Source organism: Pseudomonas sp. GW456-L13 (genome assembly GCF_017350115.1).
GTDB classification, from domain to species: Bacteria; Pseudomonadota; Gammaproteobacteria; order Pseudomonadales; family Pseudomonadaceae; genus Aquipseudomonas; species Aquipseudomonas jessenii.
In genome coordinates, this window is sequence record NZ_JACNAS010000001.1 from 2,598,705 (window position 1) to 2,620,291 (window position 21,587).

Below are 21,587 nucleotides of genomic sequence, written 5' to 3' on the forward strand. Positions count from 1 at the left end.
AGTGAGCCCGGCACCATGCTCCATGTGTTGTTCAGCGTTTATCTGAAGATGCTGGTGCTCTACAGCCCATTCTTCGTGTTGTCCTGCTTCATCAGCCTGACCCGTGGTTATTCGCGCAAGGAACAGCGTCGGTTGGCCTGGAAAGTAGCGGTCGCCACCCTGGTCTCCAGCGTTCTGCTGTACTTGTTCGGCCGAGTGATTTTCAGTGTGTTCGGCATTACCGTGGACGCCTTTCGTATCGGTGCCGGCAGTGTGCTGTTCATCTCGGCGCTGGGCATGGCGCAAGGCAAATCGGCGGTACAGACCGACAATGTGCAGCAGGATGTCACCATCGTTCCATTGACCATCCCGCTGACAGTCGGCCCCGGCACCATCGGTGCCTTGCTGGTGATGGGCGTGAGCCAGCCGCACTGGGACGACAAGCTCACGGCCATTGTCGGCATTGCCCTGGCCAGTTTTACCGTGGGCGTGGTGCTGTTCTTGTCCAGCCGCATCGAACGGATTCTCGGCGACCAGGGGTTACAGATCGTCAGCCGATTAATGGGGTTGTTCGTGTGTGCACTGGCGGCACAGATCATCTTCACCGGGGTCAGGGGCTACCTGCTTCCTTAGCCCGTCATGTCTCTCACCGTTCTTGTTCTCGGTCTCCCCTTGAGCGGTGTCGGAAAACCGGCATCAATCAACGAGGAGACTGCACGGCGTGCTCGCTGACCTGGATGCACAGTGCCTGTCGTTGCGACCCTAACCACAGCACTGTGTCTTCTCTGAATGCCTTGTATTCGTCGACCGAAAACCGCGAATGAAGGAACGAAGTGCTCACACCTCCCACAACGCGACTCAAGGCAAAATCCTGCCTGATGAACTGGCGATCTATCGGCTGACCCGTTTCAAAAAACACCGAAGCCAACGTCAGGAAGCCATCAGCCTCGACAACGCCTGCCAGCACTCTCACGCGATGATGACGGTTGCCGGCGTAATGACCTGCCGTGCTCGCCGATTCAGTCTCGACAGTCATGATCGATTGCCCACGGAAAACACCGGCTGCCACCGACGTCTCCGGCAATTGCGCGACCCTGCGCAAAGCACTTGCCGTCAGCACGATCTGCTCAGCGGACAGACTTGATTGAAAGGCCGCATGGACAGCGTCCTGTATTGAGAAAACCGTAACACCTGCAACCGGGAACATTCCCGAAGTTCTCCCTTGATCGTGGAACTTCCAACCACAGGCAACCAGCGTATCCACAAATACATCGGTCCATTGAGCGTGGTTCCTGCCGCCTGGAAAGTCTTCCTCTGCCGCGAGTTGCGCAAATAAAATAGTGTCAAGGGCGTCCTGCCCGACTGCAGCCGACAACGACGTCGACAACAGTAAAACGCTGCCTGAATTTATCAATACGGAATACGCCATACGCTTTCCTTGTTTTCAAGAAGGCCAGAGACACAAAGCCTCTGGCCTTGCCCCTTCACTTGCGCCGGCTGAAACGCTTGACCAGAACTTCCTTTCGGTGAACGCCAAGATACTCTTCGATATCCGACTTGATTTCCGCATAACGGACGGGATTGAAAGTAATGAACGACTTTCCGTGAAAAATATCCAGAGAGGACGTCTTCCAATCAACAAACAGCAAACCGCCGTCCTTCCCCCCACCCTGATGATCAACCGCGCCTATCGCAATCAGGATAATTCCGTTTGCCATTTGTTCGCAGGGAATAGTGGACAAGCGCACGCCTTCGGCATTCTTCGACTCAAGATTCAACAGGTTGATCGCCTCAGGCTCTTTCTTCAATGCATCCAATGTAGAGCTGGTCACTGCACTGAGCACGGAGGCCCCTGGAATTGCAGCCTTTGCGGCTTCGACGGCCGCCTGAATAATATCGACCATGACATTATCCATCGTTACCTTAAGCGAAGTGGCGCTGTATTTTGAATAGCCTTTATCCGGCACGAAACATCCAAGTTCCTCCATGCACTTTGTAAACGCATGGTACCAAGCCTTGGGATCCTTACTATCAGAAACCTCGTAAGTTGCTTCCATCTTCGACATGGTGATCAAGTTTTCAATAATCGCCATGTTCTCGAGACTTATTTTGTCTCCGTACCCGACTAGACTGTTGCCAAGTACCACCGCGTTGAGCTCCTTTGTAGGGCTCGATGCAATCGACAAAGCCAAGGACCTTACACGCGGCCTGCCAGCCAAGGCAACTTTACGCTTCTGAATGCACTTTCTTACAAAGTCAACGCGTTGCGAAACACTTACCGCACTCTCAAAATTATCCACAAACAATACTCCTTTATATATTAATAAGCGCCCCATCCGGGAGCACCCTGAATCTAACCCGCCCTATCCAGACTATCAACAGCGACTAAATACAACATATGTACCTCAATCAATATTTACTAAGAGCACATACAACTCATACAAATAAAGCACGCAAGCCAACCGGACCGTCATTAACCTATGACGATCCGGTTTTATCCAATAAATAAAAAATACTGACTGTTATAGGGGGGTGAGCTTATCGCCATAGCTGCGCGGCGTGTAAACCCACGTACTGCCATCGAGGCGAGGAATCACGCGCGTTGTCGAAGAGCCGATGAGTACCATGGTCCGCATGTCCACCTGATCGACACTCAGTTGACCGAGTGTTGTCACCCGCAAGGTCTGACCCGGACGGCCGATGTCCCGCCCCAACACAACCGGAGTGGCCGGTTCACGATGCTGGCCAACAATCTCCAGCGCCCGCCCTAATTGCCACGGCCGCGAACGTGAGATCGGGTTGTAAAAGGCCAGAGCGAGATCGGCTTGAGCGGCCAGATCCAGGCGTTTTTCAATGATCGACCAAGGCTTGAGGTTGTCCGACAGCGACAGCACACAGAAGTCATGCCCCAAGGGCGCACCGGCCTGGGCAGCCGTTGCCAACGAAGCAGAGACACCCGGCAAAATCTCAAGATCGACGCTGTGCCAGATGGCATCGCTAGACTCGTGAAGCGCCTCAAGCACAGCGGCTGCCATGGCGAAGACACCCGGATCGCCAGACGACACCACCACCACCGACCGACCTTGGGCAGCCAGTTCAAAGGCGTGACGGGCGCGCTGCATTTCTTCACGGTTATCGGTGCAGTGCAGGATCTGATCAGCCCGGAACGGCCCGGCCATGCGCACGTAGGTCTCGTAGCCGAGAACATCGCTGGCACGAGCCAGTTCCGCCTTCACCGCCGGCACCATCAATTCGGCAGCGCCCGGCCCGAGACCAATCACCGCCAGGCGCCCGCGAGGGCGGCCGATCTGCAAGGGGTCCAGCGGCTGCTCGGCGACCGCAATGGCAATAGTGTCATCACCAACGATGGAGACAGGCTGCGCTATGGCATGCCGCAGCAGTTCACTGGCCGCACCTGCAGCACTGACAAAACGCAATGGCACACCCAGCTCAAGCGCAACTTCGCGCAGCGCGGAGCTGGCCATTTCGGTGTCGGCGGCCAACAGGCAAGCCATCGATTGCACGGCGATTCCGGCCTGATGCAAAGCCTCGCGAATGGTCCCCGACACATTGCTCGATTCGCCCGTGACGGCAACCAGCACGTTGCGTGGATAGATCAACAATTCGTTGGCGGCTGGCTCGCGCTCGGTATGGCCGACGTGAACGGTCAGCCGCGCCTGCTCATTCTCAGGCAACTGCACGTGTGCCAGCCACGGAGCCTCACCCTCAATGCGCACCGTTTCGCCGGCGAGCAAATCGGAAACGAAACGCTTGCCCAACTCCAGATCACCAAGGGCATAGCCACTGGGCGGGTTGAGCAGGCATGTGCCGAAACGCAACTCGCCGCTGGTGGTGATCGCCGCCGCGACTTCCAGCGCGGCGGCAATCTCCCGCGCCATCACATTTACCCCACCAAGACCACCCAACAGTGGAACCACGGCGCTACCGTCTTCGGCTACCGCCAATACCGGTGGTTCGGCGCCTTTTTCCAGCAACAAGGGCGCCAGCGTGCGGATCACGATCCCGGCCGCGCACAGAGCAATGATCGGCGTGCCCTGTTGATAGAGTTCGCGCAGGGTCGCACCGAACTCGTGATAGGCCCGATCCGCACCTTCGACCCGTTCGGCCAAGCCATGGATCAGGGCGTCGGGATACACCTGCTGAATACTACGCGCGGTGGCGAGGCTGCCATTGCCAAGAATGACAATCGCCGGAACTGGACGGGTCATCAGCCTTGCCACCTTTCACCAGGAACGATGATCAACGAGAAGTACGGCGAGGACATCGGCTCGACCTGATCCAGCGGCACGATCTTCTGATTGGCCATGGTCGCGCGCTCGACGTACAACGCGCGCTCGGCCAGGCCGAGTTCTTCCAGCACTTGGCGAACCTTGGGAAAGTTGCGCCCAAGCTTCATGATCACCGCCGCATCGGCATCGGCCAGGCGACGCTTGAGTTCGTCGTGCGGCAACACACCGGACAACACCGACAGACTCTGATTGCGATACACCAGCGGCGCACCGAGCACCGAGGCCCCGCCGAGCATCGAGCACACACCGGGCACGACTTCGGCCTGATAACGCTCGGCGAGCCGGTCGTGCAGGTACATGTAGGAGCCGTAGAAGAACGGATCGCCCTCGCAGATCACCGCCACGTCGCGACCGGCATCGAGATGCGTCGCCAGTGCGTCGGCTGCGTCATCGTAGAAGTCGCTGATCACTTGCTCGTAGGACAGCGGTGCCGGCAAGGCTTCGGTGGTCACCGGGTACACCAGCGGCAACAAATTCTGCGCTTCCTGCAGATGCGCCTCGATGATACCGAAGGCGTTGCCTTTCTTGCCCTTGGCCACGAAGTACGCCACCACTGGGGATTCGCGCAGCAAGCGCAGGGCCTTGACGGTAATCAGTTCCGGATCACCGGGACCGACGCCGAGGCCGATCAAACGTCCAGGTTGCTGCATCATTCGATCTCCGTGGCGAGGGCATTGACGGCGGCGGCGGCCATGGCGCTACCGCCCAGGCGACCCTGCATGATGACAAAAGGCACTCCACGGCTGTCAGCCGCCAGCGCGGCCTTGGATTCGGCGGCGCCGACGAAGCCCACCGGAAAACCGAGGATCAGCGCCGGTTTTGGCGCACCGGCGTCAAGCATTTCCAGCAAGTAAAACAGTGCCGTCGGAGCGTTGCCGATGACCACCACGCTACCCTCCAGATGCGGGCGCCACAGTTCCAGCGCAGCGGCTGAGCGGGTGTTACCCAAATCACGAGCCAGTTCCGGAACACTCTCGTCGCGCAAGGTGCAGATCACCGGATTGTTCGCCGGCAACCGCGCACGGGTCACGCCTTCGGAGACCATCCGCGCATCGCACAAAATCGGCGCGCCAGCCGCCAGCGCATCACGCCCGGCCTTGCCCGCACCTTCGGAAAACTGCAGGCCGTCGATGGCCTCGACCATGCCGCAGGCGTGAATGACACGGACCGCGAGTTTCTCCAGATCGTCCGGGATTCGGTCGAGGTTGGCCTCGGCGCGAATGATCGCGAAGGAGTTGCGATAGATCTCCTGACCGTCGCGGATGTAATCAAGCATCAAGGGGGCTCCGTGAGCGGGCGTCGAGCAGGGCCGCGACCGCTTCAATAGTAAGGTTGCGTGCGTGCAGCGCGCCGAAACCCGGCTGCGCTGCATCGCGAAAATAGAGGTCGTAGTGACCGTGGGCGACGGCCAGTAATGTGACGGGCGCCGTATGCGCGGCGGCGCAGGAGCGCGCGCACCCGCTCAAATGGACACTCGGCGTTTGTCCGTGACGTTGCAGCAATGTAGCCAGTTGCAAGGCATCACCCTTGGTCTCGGCCAGGCTTTTACCGCAGCCGTTTGAGCCGGTGCAGGCGATCAACCGGGACAATGGCAGATCGGCTTCGCACTGCAAGCCCAGACATTGCAATTGCCGAATGACCTCAGCGGCGTTTTCCGTGCGGACATTGGGCAACAGCAGGCTTTGCCAAGGCGTGAAGCGCAGACTGGAATCACCGAACTCCCGCGCCAGTTGTGCCACACCCCGCAGCATCGCCGGATCGAGTCGCCCCAGCGGCGGGACGGCTCCCACATAGACAACACCGGACTCGGCCTGGGGATGGGCACCCATGTGCAAATCACTGGCGCCCGAAACTCGTTGCCAACCGATAACGGCCTGCAGCGGCACTCGCTCAGCCAGTCGAAGCACAATGTCCCTGATCGGGTATTCGGCCAGCAAATGGCGCATTCGCGTCTGCTCGGGGCGCGCCAGTTCAAGGAACAACTCAAGGACCGCGACTACCAGCGCGTGCCCGTCAGCCAGTGCAACCGAACCGGCGGGGCTGTCTGTCGGGCATCCCGCCAGACCGAACGCCAGCCGTCGCTCGCCGTCTTGTTCAAACGCCGAGAGCCACAGGTCATGGGGATGCTCGAGCATCGTCAGGTCTTCACCGCCATCAAGCTGCACGGCGAACTTGGCACTGAGGTCGTGGAACGCTTCATGGTTTTGCAGTGTGGTGAGGATCTGCCCGGCCAGCGGGCGGGTGTCGAACAGCATGCGCCGATCGATCCCGGCACCGGGGCTGAGCATCAGGTTGCGCACATCGTCGCCAGCCGCCGTACGCGGCCCCAGATCGGCGGCCAGCAGGCTGTCGATCAACGCCGCTTGCTCGTTGCCAATGCCGCGGATCTGCAGGTTGGCCCGGTTGGTCGCCTCGATCGTTCCGCTGGCATATCGCTCGGCGGCATCGGCCACAGCGATTGCCTGGTGCGCACGGATGGCGCCACCGTCGAGTTTGATCCGGCAAATACCACCGTCCAATGCCTGGACGACACGCAACAACCCGGGACAGGCGGAAGGGCGCAAGCGGTTGGGTATCTGACGTGACTTCACAGGACGACCGGTACAAGACGAAGGACAGCATTATGCCTGCTTTGGGCGGTCTGATGAAAAGCCCAAGCGGCTTGACGACGAAATACTCTCGATCCAGACATAAAGTTGCTTCGCTTGCAAACAGCAAGAATCAACTTCACCCATCAATCTTATTCAAACCACACGGCCACTCTTGTACTTTTGCCCAACATACAAAACAAACAACACCGGAATATAGATATATTCAAGGAGTAGTACATGAACACGGAAACACCGGCTGGAGCATTGACCGCCCACAACCTCATTTCATGCATCGAGCAACTTTCGCTGCAAGATTACGATGACTTCACTCATTGCACTCAGATAGCCACCCAGTCCGCCGACATGGTCAGCAGTCGCTTCGCCGACTCGACAACGTGGCTGAATGAATACGTTGCGACGTTGCATTTTTTCGGCTGGTCTGTCTTTCAGGATGCCATCTTCACCCGCACTCAACACTCCGTTTCGAAAAGCATTGCCGAGTTTCTGGTCCAAAGCGCTCAAACCATGCCGGATAGCCGGCAAGGGAACGCTATGATTGACACACTCGACGCATTGAAACCCAACCAGCCGGCGCTTTATTCACTGGACCAACAAAGCTCCCTGGGAGAGCGCTTTCAAGTAATACCCACACGCTACGACTCAAAGGGGTTTCTTGAAATTGCAGTCTTTAATCTTGAGTTAGTTACCACGATCAAAAAAAGTGGTTTTCTATTTTGGAACATGGAAGATCACGCTGCAAAAATCATCCAGCAACGTGCTTATCTTAAACTGGACAAAAACATACTCGAAAGCAAAAGATCGCTCATCGAACGCAAGCGGCTCGAAATCAGAATGAAGAGATTCGACCTGAAAAAGAACCATTAACTGGATAAGCCCTGATCACGTTTACAGACACCAGCGACAGGCGAACTCAATCCACACCGCGCTATGATGCACCACCGCACAGGTCGACACAGACCGGCAGCGTGATGATTTGGCTTCGATTGATAGAAGAGGAACAGCATGACCCCCTGGCTGACAGTGGTAGGCATTGGAGAAGAAGGCTTCAAGGGGCTTGGCAAAAATGCCCGACACGCTCTGCTGAACGCTACGCGGATCATTGGCGGTCAACGGCAGCTGGATTTGTTGCCCGCTTGCATCCGCGGTGTACGGCAATTGTGGCCCAGTCCTTTCGCCCTTGAACCGGTTTTGACGAAACAGGGAGAGCCCGTTTGCGTCCTGGCCAGCGGCGATCCGATGTTTTTTGGGGTGGGTGCCAGTCTCTCCCGACATTTATCCAGCGATGAAATGCTTATTCTGCCCGCTCCCTCTTCCTGCTCGCTCGCCGCGGCGCGAATGGGTTGGCCCTTACAGGAAGTGGTCACGTTGTCGGTGGTTGCCCGCCCCGTCGCCGCACTCAACGCGCAATTGTCCAGTGGCGTGCGCTTGCTGGTGTTGAGTAACGACGGCCGCAGCCCCGCCGCCATCGCCGCACTGCTGCGTGAACGTGGTTTCGGCCCGAGCCGGATAACGGTGCTCGAACATTTGGGCGGGGAAGCCGAGCGACGTGTCGATGGCATCGCCAATGAATGGACCGAACCTGTGATCGCCGACCTGAACCTGATCGCTATCGAGTGCATCGCCGAGCCGGACACGCTACGCCTGTCGCGACTGGCCGGCCTGCCGGACTCCGCCTTCAGGCACGACGGCCAACTGACCAAGCGCGATGTGCGCGCCATCACCCTCGCGCGCCTGGCCCCGATCCCCGGCGAACTGTTGTGGGATGTCGGCGCCGGCAGTGGCTCGATCGGCATCGAATGGATGCGCGCCCACCCCGGTTGCCGCGCACTGGCCATCGAGGCAGATGCGGGCCGACAAGCGTTGATCGAACACAACCGCGATGCCCTCGGCGTTCCCGGCCTGCAACTGGTTCGCGGCAGCGCGCCGCAGGCACTGACCGGGCTGGAGCGGCCGGATGCGATTTTCATCGGCGGCGGCGTCACCCGCGAGGGCGTGCTCGATACCTGCTGGGCCGAACTCAAACCCGGTGGCCGGTTGATTGCCAACGCAGTCACACTGCAAAGTGAAATGACCCTGATGGCCTGGCGCGAGCAACACGGCGGGGAGCTGACGCGAATTCATATCGCCCAGGCCCAACCGCTGGGCGACTTCGACACCTGGCGCCAGGCCTTGCCGATTACCTTGCTGGACGTGACGAAACCCTTCGATGCGTGACGAAACCGCCGAACACCCCGCCCCTCTGCGCAGCGGCCTGACCACCGGCAGTTGCGCCACGGCCACCAGCCTCGCCGCCGCGCGTCTGCTGCTGGCTGGCACATCGGCCGATGCGGTGGAAATCGTGTTGCCCAAGGGCAAACAGGTGCAGATGCGCCTGGAGTTCTGCCGCCTCACCGAGGACGGCGCCGAATCGGGAACCCTCAAGGACGCCGGGGACGATCCGGACGTGACCCACGGTGCCCTGCTCTACTCCCAGGTGCGCCTGAGCAGCGAACCGGGGACGCGCTTCAAGGCCGGTCGCGGCGTCGGCACCGTGACCCGGCCCGGGCTGGTGCTGGGAGTCGGCGAGCCCGCGATCAACCCGGTGCCGCGCAAAATGATCAGCGAACACCTGGCCCGACTGGCTGACGAGCTCGACTACATCGGCGGTTTCGAGGTCACGGTCAATGTCGAGAATGGCGAGGCACTGGCACTGAAAACCATGAATCCACGCCTGGGCATTCTTGGCGGTCTGTCGATCCTCGGCACCAGTGGTATCGTCCGACCGTTTTCCTGTGCGGCCTACATCGCCTCGATCCACCAGGGTATCGACGTGGCGAAAACCAACGGTTACCTGCACATCGCCGCCTGCACTGGCAACGCCAGCGAAGACACCATGCGCCGGGTCTACAACCTGCCGGAAATCGCCCTGATCGAAATGGGCGACTTCGTTGGCGCCGTGCTCAAGCACCTGCGCAAAGTACCTGTGGATAAACTCAGCCTGTGCGGTGGTTTCGGCAAGATCAGCAAACTGGCGGCCGGGCACATGGATTTGCACAGTCGCCATTCGAGCATTGACCTGCCGCAACTGGCGTTATGGGCGGCGCAGGTCGGCGCCGATGCGGCGTTGCAGCAGAGCATCCGCGAGGCCAACACCAGCCAGCAGGCACTGGCCATGGCCGCCACAGCCGGGGTCGCCCTGGGCGATGCCGTCTGTCAGCACGCCCTGGATTTTGCCCGCAGCGTGGTGCCGGCGCAGGTTCAGGTGGAAGTCTTCGCCATCGATCGCCAGGGCGGGATCGTTGGCCATGCGGGAGCCTTTCAATGAAGCGCATCCTGTTGCTCGGCGGCGTGACCGAAGCCATGGCCATTGCCCGCACGCTGGGACCGCAGCATATCTACAGCCTGGCCGGTGTCGGTCGGATTCCGACGGATCTGCAATGCCAGGTGCGCGTCGGCGGCTACGGTGGTGCCGAGGGTCTGGCGCAATTTATTCGCGATGAAGGCATCGATCTGCTGCTCGACGCCACTCACCCCTACGCCGCCCGGATCAGCCAGAACTCCGCGACCGCCGCGCGCTTGAGCGGCATTCCCTGCTGGGCGCTACGGCGTCCGGCCTGGCAAGCCCAAGCGGGTGATGACTGGCGGGAAGTCAGCGATTGGGCCGGACTGATCGACGCCCTGAAGCCCTTCCGTCGACCGCTGTTCACCCTCGGTCGCGAGCCCCTGCAACACCTGGACGAAATTCCAGCGGAACAATTCTGGACCCTGCGCGCACTGGATGTGTATCCGGGCAACGAGCGCTGCGAAGTGATTGGCGCACGTGGGCCCTTCCTGATCGACGATGAACGTGAGTTGTTCGAACGGCGAAACATCGACGTGCTGATCAGCAAGAACAGCGGCAGCACGGCGACCGAACCGAAACTGGAAGTGGCGCGTGAGCGGGGGGTGCCGGTGATCGTCTTGAAGCGGCCGGTGTTGCCGGGGGTTGATCGAGAGTTCCTGACGCCTGAGGAAATACTTGGCGCGTTGTCGGTCTTCGTTCATTAGGTCAGGATCATTGGCTTGCATGATAAGTAACCTATTTGTTACCGTCAGGGCCACCTGTGATCACACTCGAAGAATACGTACAGGACAACGAAACCAGCCCCTTCAGTCACTGGTTTTCCAACTTGAATGCGCAGGCAGCGCTCAAGGTATCCACCGCACTGCTGCGCCTTGAGTTAGGAAATACATCAAACATCAAGTGGTTCGACGGGCTCGGCGAGTACCGGATAAATTGGGGCCCGGGCTATAGAATCTATCTCGTTCAAGAAGGGAAACACCTGATCATCCTTTTTGGTGGCGGTGACAAGTCCACACAAAAAACTGACATCAAACAAGCGAAAGTACTGATAGCCGAGTTTCGATCCCGAAAAAAGACTGAACGGCACCGGAGATAACGTCATGGCGCTCACCCGAAGTTACAAACACACCATTGCCGAGCGTGCCCAACGTGATCCCGAGTTCGCCCAGGCACTGTTGGATGAGGCTGCTACTCTGTTTCTTAACGGCGAACCCGAAATGGCCCGGATCATCCTGCGCGATCTCATCAACGCCACCGTTGGTTTTGAAGAACTGGCAAAGGAAACGGCAAAGCCCAGCAAAAGCCTCCATCGAATGTTGTCCGCCAAAGGCAACCCAAGCATGGACAACCTGGCTGCAATATTCGCCGTAATTCGCGCTACGCTTGGAGTAGAAATACAAGTACATGCGGTACGTGCGCACTGAGCTGACGTCTTTTTGCTGCGACACCACACCGCACGCCGCCTTTTTACTTATCGGCCCTGATCAGGCTAAATAGCCCGCGCCTGATCGCCCACCCAAACGGATTTTGTCCCATGTCCCGACAACGGCTCGCAATTGCCTGGATAGCCTGCTTCGCAGTGCTGTTCAACATGCTCGCCATGCCGATGTCCGGAGCGATGGCGCAAACGGCGAAGTCATCCGCCGAACAGTTGTTGTGGGGCAGCTTCTGCAGCTCCAGTGGCACCAGGATGGTGGCGATTTCCATCGGCGACCTTGAACAGAAAGCCCCGCAAAGCGACGATCATTCCAACATGCAGCATTGCTGGTGCTGCTCGGGTTCCGCGCCATTGGTGGCGTTGCCGGGGCATACGCCACAACTGTATTTCGCGCACTTCGAGTCCAACCGAAGCCTGCCTGCCACCTCTCTGGAAAGCCCGTCACCGCGCCAGCAATGGCCGAGTCTCAACCCCCGCGCGTCCCCTCTGGTGTGATTTTTTCTCGCAATTGACTGCGTTTTAAATCGTTCCGGAGAATTGCCATGTTGAACAAACTCATCGTTCTGGCTGCGTTGCTGCTGCCTGCCTGCTTTGCCAATGCCCACGAATACAAGGTCGGCACACTGGAAATCGCTCATCCGTGGTCCCAGGAGTTGCCGCCCAATGCGCCCACCGTTGCGGCGTATTTCGTGATCAACAATCAAGGCAAGACCGCCGACCGCCTGCTCAGCGTCGACACCCCCATTGCGGGCGAAGCGCAATTGCATGAGCACGTGATGCAAGGCGACATGATGAAAATGCAGCACGTACCGAGCGTGGAAGTGCCCGCCGGTGGCGAGGTCACTTTCGCACCCATGGCCTATCACGTGATGTTGCTGGGCCTCAAGGACCGCAGCCTGCTCACTGACGGCAAGCGCTTCCCCATGACGCTGCACTTCGAAAAGTCCGGTGACGTGACGGTCGAAGTCGCGGTGCAGAAGCAGGCGCCGGACGCCATGCAAGAACACAAGCACGCGCAATAACCACCCGCGCTGAATCCGCCATGCGCCCGCTTAGCGCCAGGTCATCCGGGTCACGCAATCAGGCATTGAGCCTGACACGTGGCAGCTGGATCAGCCTGTTCGCCATGCTGATGATCTTTATCGGTCCGCTGATTTCTCAGTCGATGCCGATGGATTCGCGCGCCATGTCGATGAACATGCCTACGGGTATGAGCATGGACATGTCGGCGATGGAGCATGCCGACCATGCCACGCAAGCCACGCAAGCCACCACCGAGCATTGCCCGCCAGCCCCCGGGCACCATGTGCTGTGGGAAAAGTGTGGCTATTGCAGCCTGCTGTTCAATTGCCCGGCGCTGACCGGTGGCGTGTCTTTCGCCAACTTCGTCATCCCGCCCATCAATACCTTCACCACACCCTCTGCGCGCCAGGGCCATGCCCGGCCAACCTTCTTCCCCGGCGCCCGCACCCGCGCCCCACCCGTCGTCGCGTAAACACTCACTTCTGATTTCACACGGTCCGCAAGACAGCCAAAGCAACCTGTGGGAGCGAGCTTGCTCGCGAAGAGGAAGTATCAGTCAACGTTGATGTCGTCTGGCACACCGCTTTCGCGAGCAAGCCCGCTCCCACAGGGACAGCTTCAGGCTGCCGGCCGTGTCGTTTACGACTGTTCGATGGAAATTGTCATGTCCAGGTTTTCCGCTGTCCCGTGCTTGAGCCCTGCCCAAGCCTCTTATGCCCTGAACGAATCCGGCGTTCGTTTCAGACACGCCACCGCTATCCTGTGCGGTGCATTGCTGGCGCCTTCTGTGCTGGCCGATGACCATGCCGGTCACACCGAAGAACTGAGCCCGACGGTGATTACCGCCGTTGCGCCCAGCTCGCCCCTGACCATCGTCACCAACCCCAAGGACCCGCGACAACCGGTGCCCGCCAGCGATGGCGCCGATTACCTGAAGACCATCCCCGGCTTTGCCATGGTGCGCAATGGCGGCACCAATGGTGACCCGGTGCTACGCGGCATGTTCGGCTCGCGGCTGAACATCCTCACCAACGGCAGCATGATGCTCGGTGCCTGCCCGGGCCGGATGGACGCCCCGACCTCATACATCTCGCCGGAAACCTACGACAAGCTCACCGTGATCAAAGGCCCGCAAACCGTGCTGTGGGGACCGGGTTCCTCGGCTGGCACTATCCTGTTCGACCGCGAGCCGGAGCACTTCGGCGCACTCGGCACCCGGGTCAACGCCAGCGTGCTGGCCGGTTCCAACGGCCGCTTCGACAAACTGGTGGACGCTGCCGCCGGTGGACAATCGGGTTATGTGCGGGTCATCGGCAACACCGCACACTCCGACGACTACCAGGACGGCAACAACGACACCGTGGCGTCGCGCTATGACAAATGGAACGGCGACGTGGCCGTCGGCTGGACGCCGAACACCGACACCTTGCTGGAGCTGACCGCCGGCCGTGGCGATGGTGAAGCCCGCTACGCCGGGCGCGGCATGGACGGCTCGCAGTTCCTGCGCGAAAGCCTTGGCCTGCGCTTCGAGCAATCCAACATCGGCGAGGTACTGGATAAGGTCGAGGCGCAGGTCTACTACAACTACGCCGATCACGTGATGGACAACTACACCCTGCGCACGCCCTCCGGCACCGGGATGATGGCCGGCCCCATGGCATCCAACGTCGACCGCCGCACCCTCGGCGCCCGGGTCAAGGCCACCTGGCGCTGGACTGATGTGCAACTGATCGGCGGCATCGACGCGCAGACCAACGAACATCGCCAGCGCGGCGCCATGGGCGTCGACACCTACAAGGACCTGCCGTACACCAAGGATGCCGACTTCCATAACTACGGAGTCTTCGGCGAATTGACCTGGTACGCCGCCGACCGTGACCGCCTGATGAGCGGCGCACGCCTGGACCGCGCCTCGGCCAAGGACTATCGGCAGACCACCGGCTCGGGAATGATGACCCGCCCGAACCCGACCGCCGACGACACCCGCGCCGATACCCTGCCGAGCGGTTTCATCCGCTACGAGCACGACCTGGCCGACAGCCCGACCACCCTGTATGCCGGCCTCGGTCACTCCCAGCGGTTCCCGGATTACTGGGAGCTTTTTTCTCCCAAGTCCGGCCCCGCCGGTTCGGTGAATGCCTTCGACTCGATCAAACCGGAAAAAACCACCCAGCTCGATTTCGGCCTGCAATACAAGACCGAAGACCTCGAAGCCTGGGCCTCGGCTTACGTCGGGCAGGTGCGCGATTACATCCTGTTCAACTACACCCCGACAATGATGGGTACGACCTCGCAAGCCGAAAACATCGACGCGCGAATCATGGGCGGCGAACTGGGCGCCGCTTACAACTTCACCGACAACTGGAAAGCCGACGCGACCCTGGCCTACGCCTGGGGCAAGAACAGCAGCGATGGCAGTGCATTGCCGCAGATGCCGCCGCTGGATGCCCGTTTCGGCCTGACCTACAGCGAAGACAACTGGAGCGCCGGCGCACTGTGGAGAGTGGTTGCCGCACAAAACCGCATCGACCAGAACAAGGGCAACGTGGTCGGCAAGGACTTCGACAAGACGCCGGGCTTCGGCGTGTTCTCCCTCAACGGTGCCTATCGGATCAACAGCAACTGGAAGGTCAGCAGCGGCGTCGACAACCTGTTCGGCAAGGCTTACGCCGAGCACTTGAACCTGGCCGGCAACGCCGGTTTCGGCTACCCGGCCAATAACCCGCAAGCCATCAAGGAACCGGGGCGAACGCTCTGGACCAAGGTGGACATGAGTTTCTAAAAACTTCGCGAGCAAGCTCGCCCCTACAGGGGAGCGAGCCTGCTCGCGATCGGTTGCGCAGCAACCGCAAAAACAAACAACTAAAAGATCCAGCCAAGCGGAGCACACGTGATGAAACAGCCCAAAGTGAATTTCTACAACCTGGCCTGGCGCTGGCATTTCTATGCCGGATTGTTCGTTGCGCCATTCATGGTGATGCTGGCGTTGACCGGCACCGTCTACCTGTTCAAACCGCAGCTCGACTCGCTGATGTACAGCAGCCTGCTCAACGTCCCGGCCGGTCATCACACCGTCCCGGCCGACGACCTGCTGACACGGGTGAAAACGGCTTATCCACAAGGTCAGGTCACCCAGTACCTGCCACCGGTCAATGCCGAGCGCAGCGCGCAGTTTGTCGTGCTCAACGATGAAAAGGAGCTGAACGTTTTCGTTGATCCGTACCACGGTGACATCCTCGGTGAACAAGATGCCAAGAAGAACCTGCAAGCCATCGCCCGGTCGATTCACGGCGAGCTGATGATCGGCACCGTTGGCGATCGGCTGATCGAACTGGCCGCCGGGTGGGGCGTGGTGCTGGTGGTGTCCGGCATTTTCCTGTGGTGGCCGCGCGGTCAGGCGGCAGGCATTTTGTGGCCACGCCTGAACAGTCGAGGTCGCGTATTGTGGCGCGACCTGCACGCGGTCACCGGGTTCTGGGGCGCGTCCCTGCTGCTGGTGATGCTGCTCAGCGGCATGACCTGGACCGGTTTCTGGGGCAAGCAATACGCCGAAGTGTGGAACGTGTTCCCGGCGGCCATGTGGGATGACGTGCCGAAGTCCGACGTCGAGGCACGCAGCCTCAACACCGCCACCCGCCAGACCGTGCCGTGGGCCATGGAAAACACCCCGATGCCGATGTCCGGCGACCATGCCGAGCACATGGCCCACGACGGCGCAGCGGCCGGTCCGGCATCGCCGACCATCCGCCTGCAGGACGTACAAAACATCGCCAGAGAGCGCAAGGTCGAACCGGGCTACAGCATCACCCTGCCGACCACCGCGACCGGCGTGTTCACCATCGCCGTATTCGCCGACGACCCGCGCAATGACGCCACGCTGCACATCGATCAGTACACCGGCAAAGTCCTGGCCGATGTACGCTTCGAGCAGTACGGCACCGTCGCCCGCGCCACGGAAATCGGCGTGATGCTGCACGAGGGCAAGATGTTCGGCGTGTTCAACCAGATCGTCGTATTGCTGATCTGCCTGATGATTTTGCTCAGCGCGGTCAGCGGCGTGGTGATCTGGTGGAAGCGCCGTCCGCAAGGAAAACTCGGCGTGCCGCCGCTGCGCCATGACCTGCCAAAATGGAAAACCGCGATGGTGATCATGTTCGCCCTGGCAGTGGCCTTCCCGTTGGTGGGTGCTTCTCTGGTGGCGGTGTGGGTGCTCGATCGCGTGCTGCTGTCGCGCTTTACCCGGCAAACTGAGTCGGCTTCATCTTCATCTTGAAACAGGCGAGATGCGCCGGGAGAAAGGCACTGTAAACTCCCCGCGCATCACCTCAGCCCCATCGCGAGCAAGCTCGCTCCCACAGGGATTGCGTAAGACCTGTGGGAGCGAGCTTGCCCGCGAAGGGGCCATCAGCATCACCTCAAGAGTCACTGCATGACCTCGCTGAATCTGACAAACCTTACCTGGTCCCCACTGGGTCACGGCCATTGCCACCACCAATTCCAGCTGCGTGACGCCTCGCTACACGTGGCCGCCGGTGAGTTCGTCGGGCTGATCGGCCCCAACGGCAGTGGCAAGACCAGCCTGTTGCGGTGTGCCTGGCGCTTCAATCAACCGGAAAGCGGCGAGGTCAGACTCGATCACCAGAACGTCTGGAAGCACTCCTCGCGCTGGTGCGCGCAACGCATCGCCGTGGTGTTGCAGGAGTTCCCTGATGCCTTCGGCCTGACCGTCGAGGAGGTGGTCGCCATGGGCCGCACGCCGCACAAAGGCTTGTTCGATGGCGACACCCTTGAAGACCGCGACCTGGTCAATCAGGCCCTGGAATCCGTCGGCCTCAAGGGCTTCGAAGACCACGGGTTCGCCACTCTCTCCGGTGGTGAAAAACAGCGGGTCATCCTCGCCCGCGCTCTGGCCCAGCAACCACAACTGCTGATCCTTGACGAGCCGACCAACCACCTCGACCCGCGTTATCAGCTTGAGCTTTTGAAGTTGGTCAAGCGCTTGAATATCGGCACCCTGGCGAGCATCCACGACCTCAATCTGGCGGCGGCTTTTTGTGATCGACTGTACGTGATCAACCATGGTCGTATCGTCGCCAGCGGCACGCCGAAAGAAGTCCTGACCGCTGCGCTGCTGCGCAATGTGTTCGGCGTCCAAGCACTGATCGATGAACATCCACTGCACGGCTACCCACGAATCACCTGGATAACCCAACCATGACTTTGCGTTCCCTGCTGCGCTCCTGCCTCTCTCTCGTGATGCTGCTGGGCAGCGTCCAGGCATTGGCCGAAGCCACCCGTTACCCGCTGACAATCAAAAGCTGCAACCGCGAAGTGACCTTCAAGCAGGCACCAAAACACGCGCTCAGCCACGACATCAACATGACCCAGATGATGCTCGCCCTCGGCCTCAAACCACGGATGGCCGGTTACAGCGGCATCAGTGGCTGGAAGGCCGTGACGCCCGAGATGCAGGGCATTCTCGAAGGCCTGCCGGAACTGGCGGCCAAGTACCCGTCGGTGGAAACCCTGCTCAATGCCAACGTCGATTTCTTCTTCGCCGGCTGGGACTACGGCATGCGTATCGGCGGCGATCTCACGCCGCAAACCCTGCAACCGCTGGGCATCAATGTGTATGAGTTGAGCGAGTCCTGCGCCTTCGTGATGAAGCGCCCGCCGGCCAGCCTCGAAGACACCTACAACGACCTGCGCAACCTCGGCAGAATCTTTGACGTGCAGGACCGCGCCAATGCCCTGATCACCCACATGCAGGCGCAAGTGGCAGACATTGGCAAAGACCTGCCCGCGGAAAAACCGCGGGTCTTCCTGTACGACAGCGGCGAAGATCGCGCCATGACCTCAGGAAGCCAGGGTATGCCGCAAGCGCTGATCGACGCCGCTGGCGGGCGCAATGTTCTGGAGGATGTCGACGCAAGCTGGACCCGGGTCAATTGGGAAACCGTGGTCGAGCGCAACCCGCAGGTGATCGTGATCGTCGACTACAGCGAAGTCACTGCCGATCAGAAGATTCAATTCCTGCTGAGCAACAAGGCCCTGCAATCGGTGGACGCGATCAGGCACCAGCGCTTCATCGTCATCCCTTACGTGCAGGCCACGCCGGGGATCGATAACGTGCTGGCGGTCGCAACCCTGGCCAAGGGTTTCCACGGCGAATGACCAACCGTCGCTACGCCCTGATGCTGATCGCACTTGGTGCCCTGTTGCTAGTGTCGTGCGTGGTGTCCCTGGGTTTCGGCCCGGCGCGGGTGCCGCTGGATGTGGTGTGGCGCATCCTGTTGCATAAACTGTTCGGTTTCGGTGTGACGGACTGGAACCCCGGACAGGAACATATCGTCTGGCTGATCCGCGTCCCGCGCATGCTGCTCGGCGCGCTGGTGGGCGCGGGCCTGGCGTTGATCGGCGCGGTGCTGCAAGCAGTCACGCGCAACCCGTTGGCTGACCCGCACCTGCTCGGCGTGACTTCCGGTGCCACACTTGGCGCGGTGATCGTGGTGCTGCATGTCGGTGAAATCGTTGGCCTGCTGACCTTGCCGATCGCGGCATTCATCGGGGCATTGCTGAGCATGCTGGTGGTGCTGATGATTGCAAGTCGTCATGGGCGCCTGGACAGTGACCGCTTGCTGCTGTGCGGCGTGGCGGTGTCGTTCGTGATGATGGCGATTGCCAATTTGCTGCTGTTCATGGGCGACCATCGAGCCAGTTCGGCGGTGATGTTCTGGATGCTCGGCGGGCTCGGGTTGGCACGCTGGGAATTGCTGGCGGTACCGACAGCCAGTGTGTTGTTCGGGCTGATATTGCTGCTGGGTATGGCGCGACCGCTGAATGCACTGATGGCCGGTGAGCAGACAGCGGTGACCCTGGGCCTGAATGCACGCACCGTGCGCCTGCGGGTGTTTTTGATTGCCTCGTTGATGACCGGAGTGCTGGTGTCGATCAGCGGCTCGATTGGTTTTGTCGGGTTGATGGTGCCGCATATTGCGCGGCGCCTGGTCGGGGCTGAACACCGACGGTTGCTGCCGGTGTGCGTGCTGCTTGGCAGCGTGTTTCTGGTTTGGGTGGATGTTGCCGCCCGAACCATGATCGCCCCGGAAGATCTTCCCATCGGCGTCGCAACCGCCGCGATTGGCGGACTGTTCTTCATCGGCCTGATGCGCCGTCGCTGATCCCTGTGGGAGCGAGCTTGCTCGCGATGGCGGCGGCACATCCAACATAACGGTGTCTGACCCACCGCTATCGTGAGCAAGCTCGCTCCCACAGTTGATTGAGGTTGCCCACAAGATCTGCGCTCCAATCTGGCGCACCTCTTCGCACCAACACGCCTGTCGCGATCCTTCATGGTGCGCCATCAAACCGCACGACCGCTCTAAACCGACATTTCCCTGCCTTTGCCGACCGGGCACAGCCCTTGCAAAACACACCTTCAGTAGTCCGCATCTGCCAACCAAGAAAACTCATAAGTTCATGGAGATCGCACAATGAAGCGTCGCAGTTTGATCAAGGCTTTCACACTCTCGGCATCCATTGCCGCGATGGGCATGACCTGGACTGTCCAGGCCGCCGAGACCATCAAGGTCGGTATTCTGCATTCGTTGTCCGGAACCATGGCGATCTCCGAAACGTCGTTGAAAGACATGGCGCTGATGACCATCGACGAGATCAACGCCAAGGGCGGCGTGAACGGCAAGATGCTCGAGCCGGTAGTGGTCGACCCCGCCTCGAACTGGCCGCTGTTCGCCGAGAAGGGTCGTCAATTGCTGACCCAGGACAAGGTCGCCGTGGTGTTTGGTTGCTGGACTTCCGTATCGCGTAAATCGGTACTGCCGGTGTTCGAAGAACTCAACGGCTTGCTGTTCTACCCGGTGCAATACGAAGGCGAAGAGATGTCGCCGAACGTCTTCTACACCGGCGCTGCGCCGAACCAGCAGGCGATCCCTGCCGTTGAATACCTGATGAGCGAAGAAGGCGGCAGCGCCAAGCGCTACTTCCTGCTCGGCACCGACTACGTCTACCCGCGAACCACCAACAAGATCCTGCGTTCGTTCCTGCACTCCAAAGGCGTGGCCGACAAGGACATCGAAGAGGTCTACACCCCGTTCGGTCACAGCGACTACCAGACCATCGTCGCCAACATCAAGAAGTTCTCGGCAGGCGGCAAGACGGCGGTCATCTCCACCGTCAACGGCGACTCCAACGTGCCGTTCTATAAAGAACTGGCCAACCAGGGCCTGAAGGCTACCGACGTGCCGGTCGTGGCGTTCTCGGTGGGCGAAGAAGAACTACGTGGCATCGACACCAAGCCATTGGTGGGCAACCTCGCGGCGTGGAACTACTTCGAGTCGGTTGAGAACCCGGCGAACAAGAAATTCGTCGCCGACTGGAAAGCCTACGCGAAGAAACACAACCTGCCGGGCGCCGACAAAGCGGTGACCAACGATCCGATGGAAGCCACCTACGTCGGCATCCACATGTGGGCGCAAGCGGCTGAAAAAGCCAAGTCCACCGACGTCGACAAAGTTCGCGAAGCCCTGGGCGGCCAGACCTTTGCCGCGCCGTCCGGATACACCCTGACCATGGACAAGACCAACCACCACCTGCACAAGCCGGTGATGATCGGCGAGATCCAGGCCGACGGTCAGTTCAATGTGGTGTGGCAGACCGAAGGCCCGATCCGCGCCCAGCCGTGGAGCCCGTTCATTCCGGGTAACGACAAGAAACCGGACTACGCGATGAAGAGCAACTAAGCCACTGGATGTCGGCGCCAGGCTCAGTGCCTGAGGCCGACACAACTCCCTGTGGGAGCGAGCTTGCTCGCGATGAGGTCGGCACATTCGACATCTCTTTGACTGGGCCACTGCTATCGCGAGCAAACCCGCTCCCACAATGTC

General features: G+C 60.1%; 22 protein-coding genes. 16 read left to right on the plus strand and 6 right to left on the minus strand.

Features of this window, described 5'->3' with window-relative positions; genetic code table 11:
* Positions 1–15 precede the first annotated feature (15 nt).
* Positions 16–612, plus strand: a complete 597-nt coding sequence (locus tag J4D25_RS11765; RefSeq protein WP_057712167.1) for a MarC family protein — start codon at positions 16–18, stop codon at positions 610–612.
* A gap of 67 nt (positions 613–679) precedes the next feature.
* On the opposite strand, the gene J4D25_RS11770 is transcribed toward J4D25_RS11765, so the two are convergent.
* From J4D25_RS11770 to cobG, 6 genes are all read right to left on the minus strand, one after another.
* The gene (locus J4D25_RS11770) at positions 680–1,408 is read right to left on the minus strand and encodes a hypothetical protein (RefSeq protein WP_057712168.1); all 729 of its coding nucleotides are present in this window, start codon (positions 1,406–1,408) and stop codon (positions 680–682) included.
* A 55-nt stretch (positions 1,409–1,463) separates the two neighbouring features.
* Positions 1,464–2,279, minus strand: coding sequence for a hypothetical protein (locus J4D25_RS11775; RefSeq protein WP_057712169.1), 816 nt, complete (start codon positions 2,277–2,279; stop codon positions 1,464–1,466).
* A gap of 222 nt (positions 2,280–2,501) precedes the next feature.
* Positions 2,502–4,208: a precorrin-3B C(17)-methyltransferase gene (gene cobJ, locus J4D25_RS11780; protein ID WP_057712170.1), complete on the minus strand. Its 1,707-nt coding sequence runs from the start codon at positions 4,206–4,208 to the stop codon at positions 2,502–2,504.
* Positions 4,208–4,939 (minus strand): precorrin-2 C(20)-methyltransferase, encoded by a 732-nt coding sequence (locus J4D25_RS11785; protein ID WP_057716525.1) that lies wholly within the window; start codon positions 4,937–4,939, stop codon positions 4,208–4,210. Before J4D25_RS11785 ends, cobJ begins: the two co-directional genes overlap by 1 nt.
* Positions 4,939–5,565: a precorrin-8X methylmutase gene (locus J4D25_RS11790; RefSeq protein WP_057712171.1), complete on the minus strand. Its 627-nt coding sequence runs from the start codon at positions 5,563–5,565 to the stop codon at positions 4,939–4,941. Before J4D25_RS11790 ends, J4D25_RS11785 begins: the two co-directional genes overlap by 1 nt.
* Entirely contained in the window at positions 5,558–6,865 is a 1,308-nt protein-coding gene (cobG, locus tag J4D25_RS11795) for a precorrin-3B synthase (RefSeq protein WP_109790609.1), read from the minus strand. The genes J4D25_RS11790 and cobG overlap by 8 nt, the downstream gene beginning before the upstream one ends.
* A 252-nt stretch (positions 6,866–7,117) precedes the next feature.
* Here cobG and J4D25_RS11800 point away from each other — a divergent pair, with 252 nt between their 5' ends.
* From J4D25_RS11800 to urtA, 15 genes are all read left to right on the plus strand, one after another.
* On the plus strand, positions 7,118–7,765 hold the full coding sequence (locus J4D25_RS11800; protein WP_057712173.1) for a hypothetical protein: 648 nt from the start codon (positions 7,118–7,120) through the stop codon (positions 7,763–7,765).
* Between the two features lie 138 nt (positions 7,766–7,903).
* Positions 7,904–9,115 carry a bifunctional cobalt-precorrin-7 (C(5))-methyltransferase/cobalt-precorrin-6B (C(15))-methyltransferase gene (locus tag J4D25_RS11805; RefSeq protein WP_057712174.1) on the plus strand — a complete coding sequence of 404 codons (1,212 nt, stop codon included), beginning with the start codon at positions 7,904–7,906 and terminating at the stop codon, positions 9,113–9,115.
* Positions 9,108–10,205, plus strand: a complete 1,098-nt coding sequence (locus J4D25_RS11810; RefSeq protein ID WP_057712175.1) for a cobalt-precorrin-5B (C(1))-methyltransferase — start codon at positions 9,108–9,110, stop codon at positions 10,203–10,205. Before J4D25_RS11805 ends, J4D25_RS11810 begins: the two co-directional genes overlap by 8 nt.
* Positions 10,202–10,927: a cobalt-precorrin-6A reductase gene (locus J4D25_RS11815; protein WP_057712176.1), complete on the plus strand. Its 726-nt coding sequence runs from the start codon at positions 10,202–10,204 to the stop codon at positions 10,925–10,927. The genes J4D25_RS11810 and J4D25_RS11815 overlap by 4 nt, the downstream gene beginning before the upstream one ends.
* Before the next feature lie 56 nt (positions 10,928–10,983).
* Positions 10,984–11,319 (plus strand): type II toxin-antitoxin system RelE/ParE family toxin, encoded by a 336-nt coding sequence (locus J4D25_RS11820; RefSeq protein ID WP_057712177.1) that lies wholly within the window; start codon positions 10,984–10,986, stop codon positions 11,317–11,319.
* A gap of 4 nt (positions 11,320–11,323) precedes the next feature.
* Positions 11,324–11,647: a DNA-binding protein gene (locus tag J4D25_RS11825; protein ID WP_008016808.1), complete on the plus strand. Its 324-nt coding sequence runs from the start codon at positions 11,324–11,326 to the stop codon at positions 11,645–11,647.
* A gap of 110 nt (positions 11,648–11,757) precedes the next feature.
* Positions 11,758–12,156: a DUF2946 domain-containing protein gene (locus J4D25_RS11830; RefSeq protein WP_079246679.1), complete on the plus strand. Its 399-nt coding sequence runs from the start codon at positions 11,758–11,760 to the stop codon at positions 12,154–12,156.
* Positions 12,157–12,203: 47 nt separating this feature from the next.
* Positions 12,204–12,683 carry a copper chaperone PCu(A)C gene (locus J4D25_RS11835; protein WP_057712179.1) on the plus strand — a complete coding sequence of 160 codons (480 nt, stop codon included), beginning with the start codon at positions 12,204–12,206 and terminating at the stop codon, positions 12,681–12,683.
* Between the two features lie 20 nt (positions 12,684–12,703).
* Positions 12,704–13,156 carry a DUF2946 domain-containing protein gene (locus J4D25_RS11840; RefSeq protein WP_057712180.1) on the plus strand — a complete coding sequence of 151 codons (453 nt, stop codon included), beginning with the start codon at positions 12,704–12,706 and terminating at the stop codon, positions 13,154–13,156.
* A gap of 192 nt (positions 13,157–13,348) precedes the next feature.
* Positions 13,349–15,466, plus strand: coding sequence for a TonB-dependent copper receptor (locus J4D25_RS11845; RefSeq protein WP_057712181.1), 2,118 nt, complete (start codon positions 13,349–13,351; stop codon positions 15,464–15,466).
* Positions 15,467–15,577: 111 nt separating this feature from the next.
* Positions 15,578–16,957 carry a PepSY domain-containing protein gene (locus J4D25_RS11850; protein WP_057712182.1) on the plus strand — a complete coding sequence of 460 codons (1,380 nt, stop codon included), beginning with the start codon at positions 15,578–15,580 and terminating at the stop codon, positions 16,955–16,957.
* A gap of 156 nt (positions 16,958–17,113) precedes the next feature.
* Entirely contained in the window at positions 17,114–17,902 is a 789-nt protein-coding gene (locus J4D25_RS11855; protein WP_057712183.1) for an ABC transporter ATP-binding protein, read from the plus strand.
* The gene (locus J4D25_RS11860; protein ID WP_057712184.1) at positions 17,899–18,858 is read left to right on the plus strand and encodes an ABC transporter substrate-binding protein; all 960 of its coding nucleotides are present in this window, start codon (positions 17,899–17,901) and stop codon (positions 18,856–18,858) included. The genes J4D25_RS11855 and J4D25_RS11860 overlap by 4 nt, the downstream gene beginning before the upstream one ends.
* Positions 18,855–19,865, plus strand: coding sequence for an iron ABC transporter permease (locus tag J4D25_RS11865; RefSeq protein WP_057712185.1), 1,011 nt, complete (start codon positions 18,855–18,857; stop codon positions 19,863–19,865). Before J4D25_RS11860 ends, J4D25_RS11865 begins: the two co-directional genes overlap by 4 nt.
* Before the next feature lie 312 nt (positions 19,866–20,177).
* Complete coding sequence (urtA, locus tag J4D25_RS11870) at positions 20,178–21,443, plus strand: urea ABC transporter substrate-binding protein (protein WP_057712186.1); 1,266 nt, start codon at positions 20,178–20,180, stop codon at positions 21,441–21,443.
* The last annotated feature ends 144 nt before the right edge of the window (positions 21,444–21,587 follow it).

What these genes read in the sequence shown, in the direction of transcription:
- J4D25_RS11830 (WP_079246679.1), top strand. Translation starts at nt 11,758, where the DNA reads ATGTCCCGACAACGGCTCGCAATTGCCTGGATAGCCTGCTTCGCAGTG.
- J4D25_RS11855 (WP_057712183.1), top strand. Translation starts at nt 17,114, where the DNA reads ATGACCTCGCTGAATCTGACAAACCTTACCTGGTCCCCACTGGGTCAC.
- J4D25_RS11850 (WP_057712182.1), top strand. Translation starts at nt 15,578, where the DNA reads ATGAAACAGCCCAAAGTGAATTTCTACAACCTGGCCTGGCGCTGGCAT.
- J4D25_RS11825 (WP_008016808.1), top strand. Translation starts at nt 11,324, where the DNA reads ATGGCGCTCACCCGAAGTTACAAACACACCATTGCCGAGCGTGCCCAA.
- J4D25_RS11865 (WP_057712185.1), top strand. Translation starts at nt 18,855, where the DNA reads ATGACCAACCGTCGCTACGCCCTGATGCTGATCGCACTTGGTGCCCTG.
- cobJ (WP_057712170.1), bottom strand. Translation starts at nt 4,208, where the DNA reads ATGACCCGTCCAGTTCCGGCGATTGTCATTCTTGGCAATGGCAGCCTC.
- J4D25_RS11810 (WP_057712175.1), top strand. Translation starts at nt 9,108, where the DNA reads ATGCGTGACGAAACCGCCGAACACCCCGCCCCTCTGCGCAGCGGCCTG.
- J4D25_RS11785 (WP_057716525.1), bottom strand. Translation starts at nt 4,939, where the DNA reads ATGCAGCAACCTGGACGTTTGATCGGCCTCGGCGTCGGTCCCGGTGAT.
- J4D25_RS11860 (WP_057712184.1), top strand. Translation starts at nt 17,899, where the DNA reads ATGACTTTGCGTTCCCTGCTGCGCTCCTGCCTCTCTCTCGTGATGCTG.
- J4D25_RS11815 (WP_057712176.1), top strand. Translation starts at nt 10,202, where the DNA reads ATGAAGCGCATCCTGTTGCTCGGCGGCGTGACCGAAGCCATGGCCATT.
- J4D25_RS11770 (WP_057712168.1), bottom strand. Translation starts at nt 1,408, where the DNA reads ATGGCGTATTCCGTATTGATAAATTCAGGCAGCGTTTTACTGTTGTCG.
- J4D25_RS11845 (WP_057712181.1), top strand. Translation starts at nt 13,349, where the DNA reads ATGTCCAGGTTTTCCGCTGTCCCGTGCTTGAGCCCTGCCCAAGCCTCT.
- J4D25_RS11790 (WP_057712171.1), bottom strand. Translation starts at nt 5,565, where the DNA reads ATGCTTGATTACATCCGCGACGGTCAGGAGATCTATCGCAACTCCTTC.
- J4D25_RS11835 (WP_057712179.1), top strand. Translation starts at nt 12,204, where the DNA reads ATGTTGAACAAACTCATCGTTCTGGCTGCGTTGCTGCTGCCTGCCTGC.
- J4D25_RS11840 (WP_057712180.1), top strand. Translation starts at nt 12,704, where the DNA reads ATGCGCCCGCTTAGCGCCAGGTCATCCGGGTCACGCAATCAGGCATTG.
- J4D25_RS11800 (WP_057712173.1), top strand. Translation starts at nt 7,118, where the DNA reads ATGAACACGGAAACACCGGCTGGAGCATTGACCGCCCACAACCTCATT.
- urtA (WP_057712186.1), top strand. Translation starts at nt 20,178, where the DNA reads ATGAAGCGTCGCAGTTTGATCAAGGCTTTCACACTCTCGGCATCCATT.
- J4D25_RS11765 (WP_057712167.1), top strand. Translation starts at nt 16, where the DNA reads ATGCTCCATGTGTTGTTCAGCGTTTATCTGAAGATGCTGGTGCTCTAC.
- J4D25_RS11805 (WP_057712174.1), top strand. Translation starts at nt 7,904, where the DNA reads ATGACCCCCTGGCTGACAGTGGTAGGCATTGGAGAAGAAGGCTTCAAG.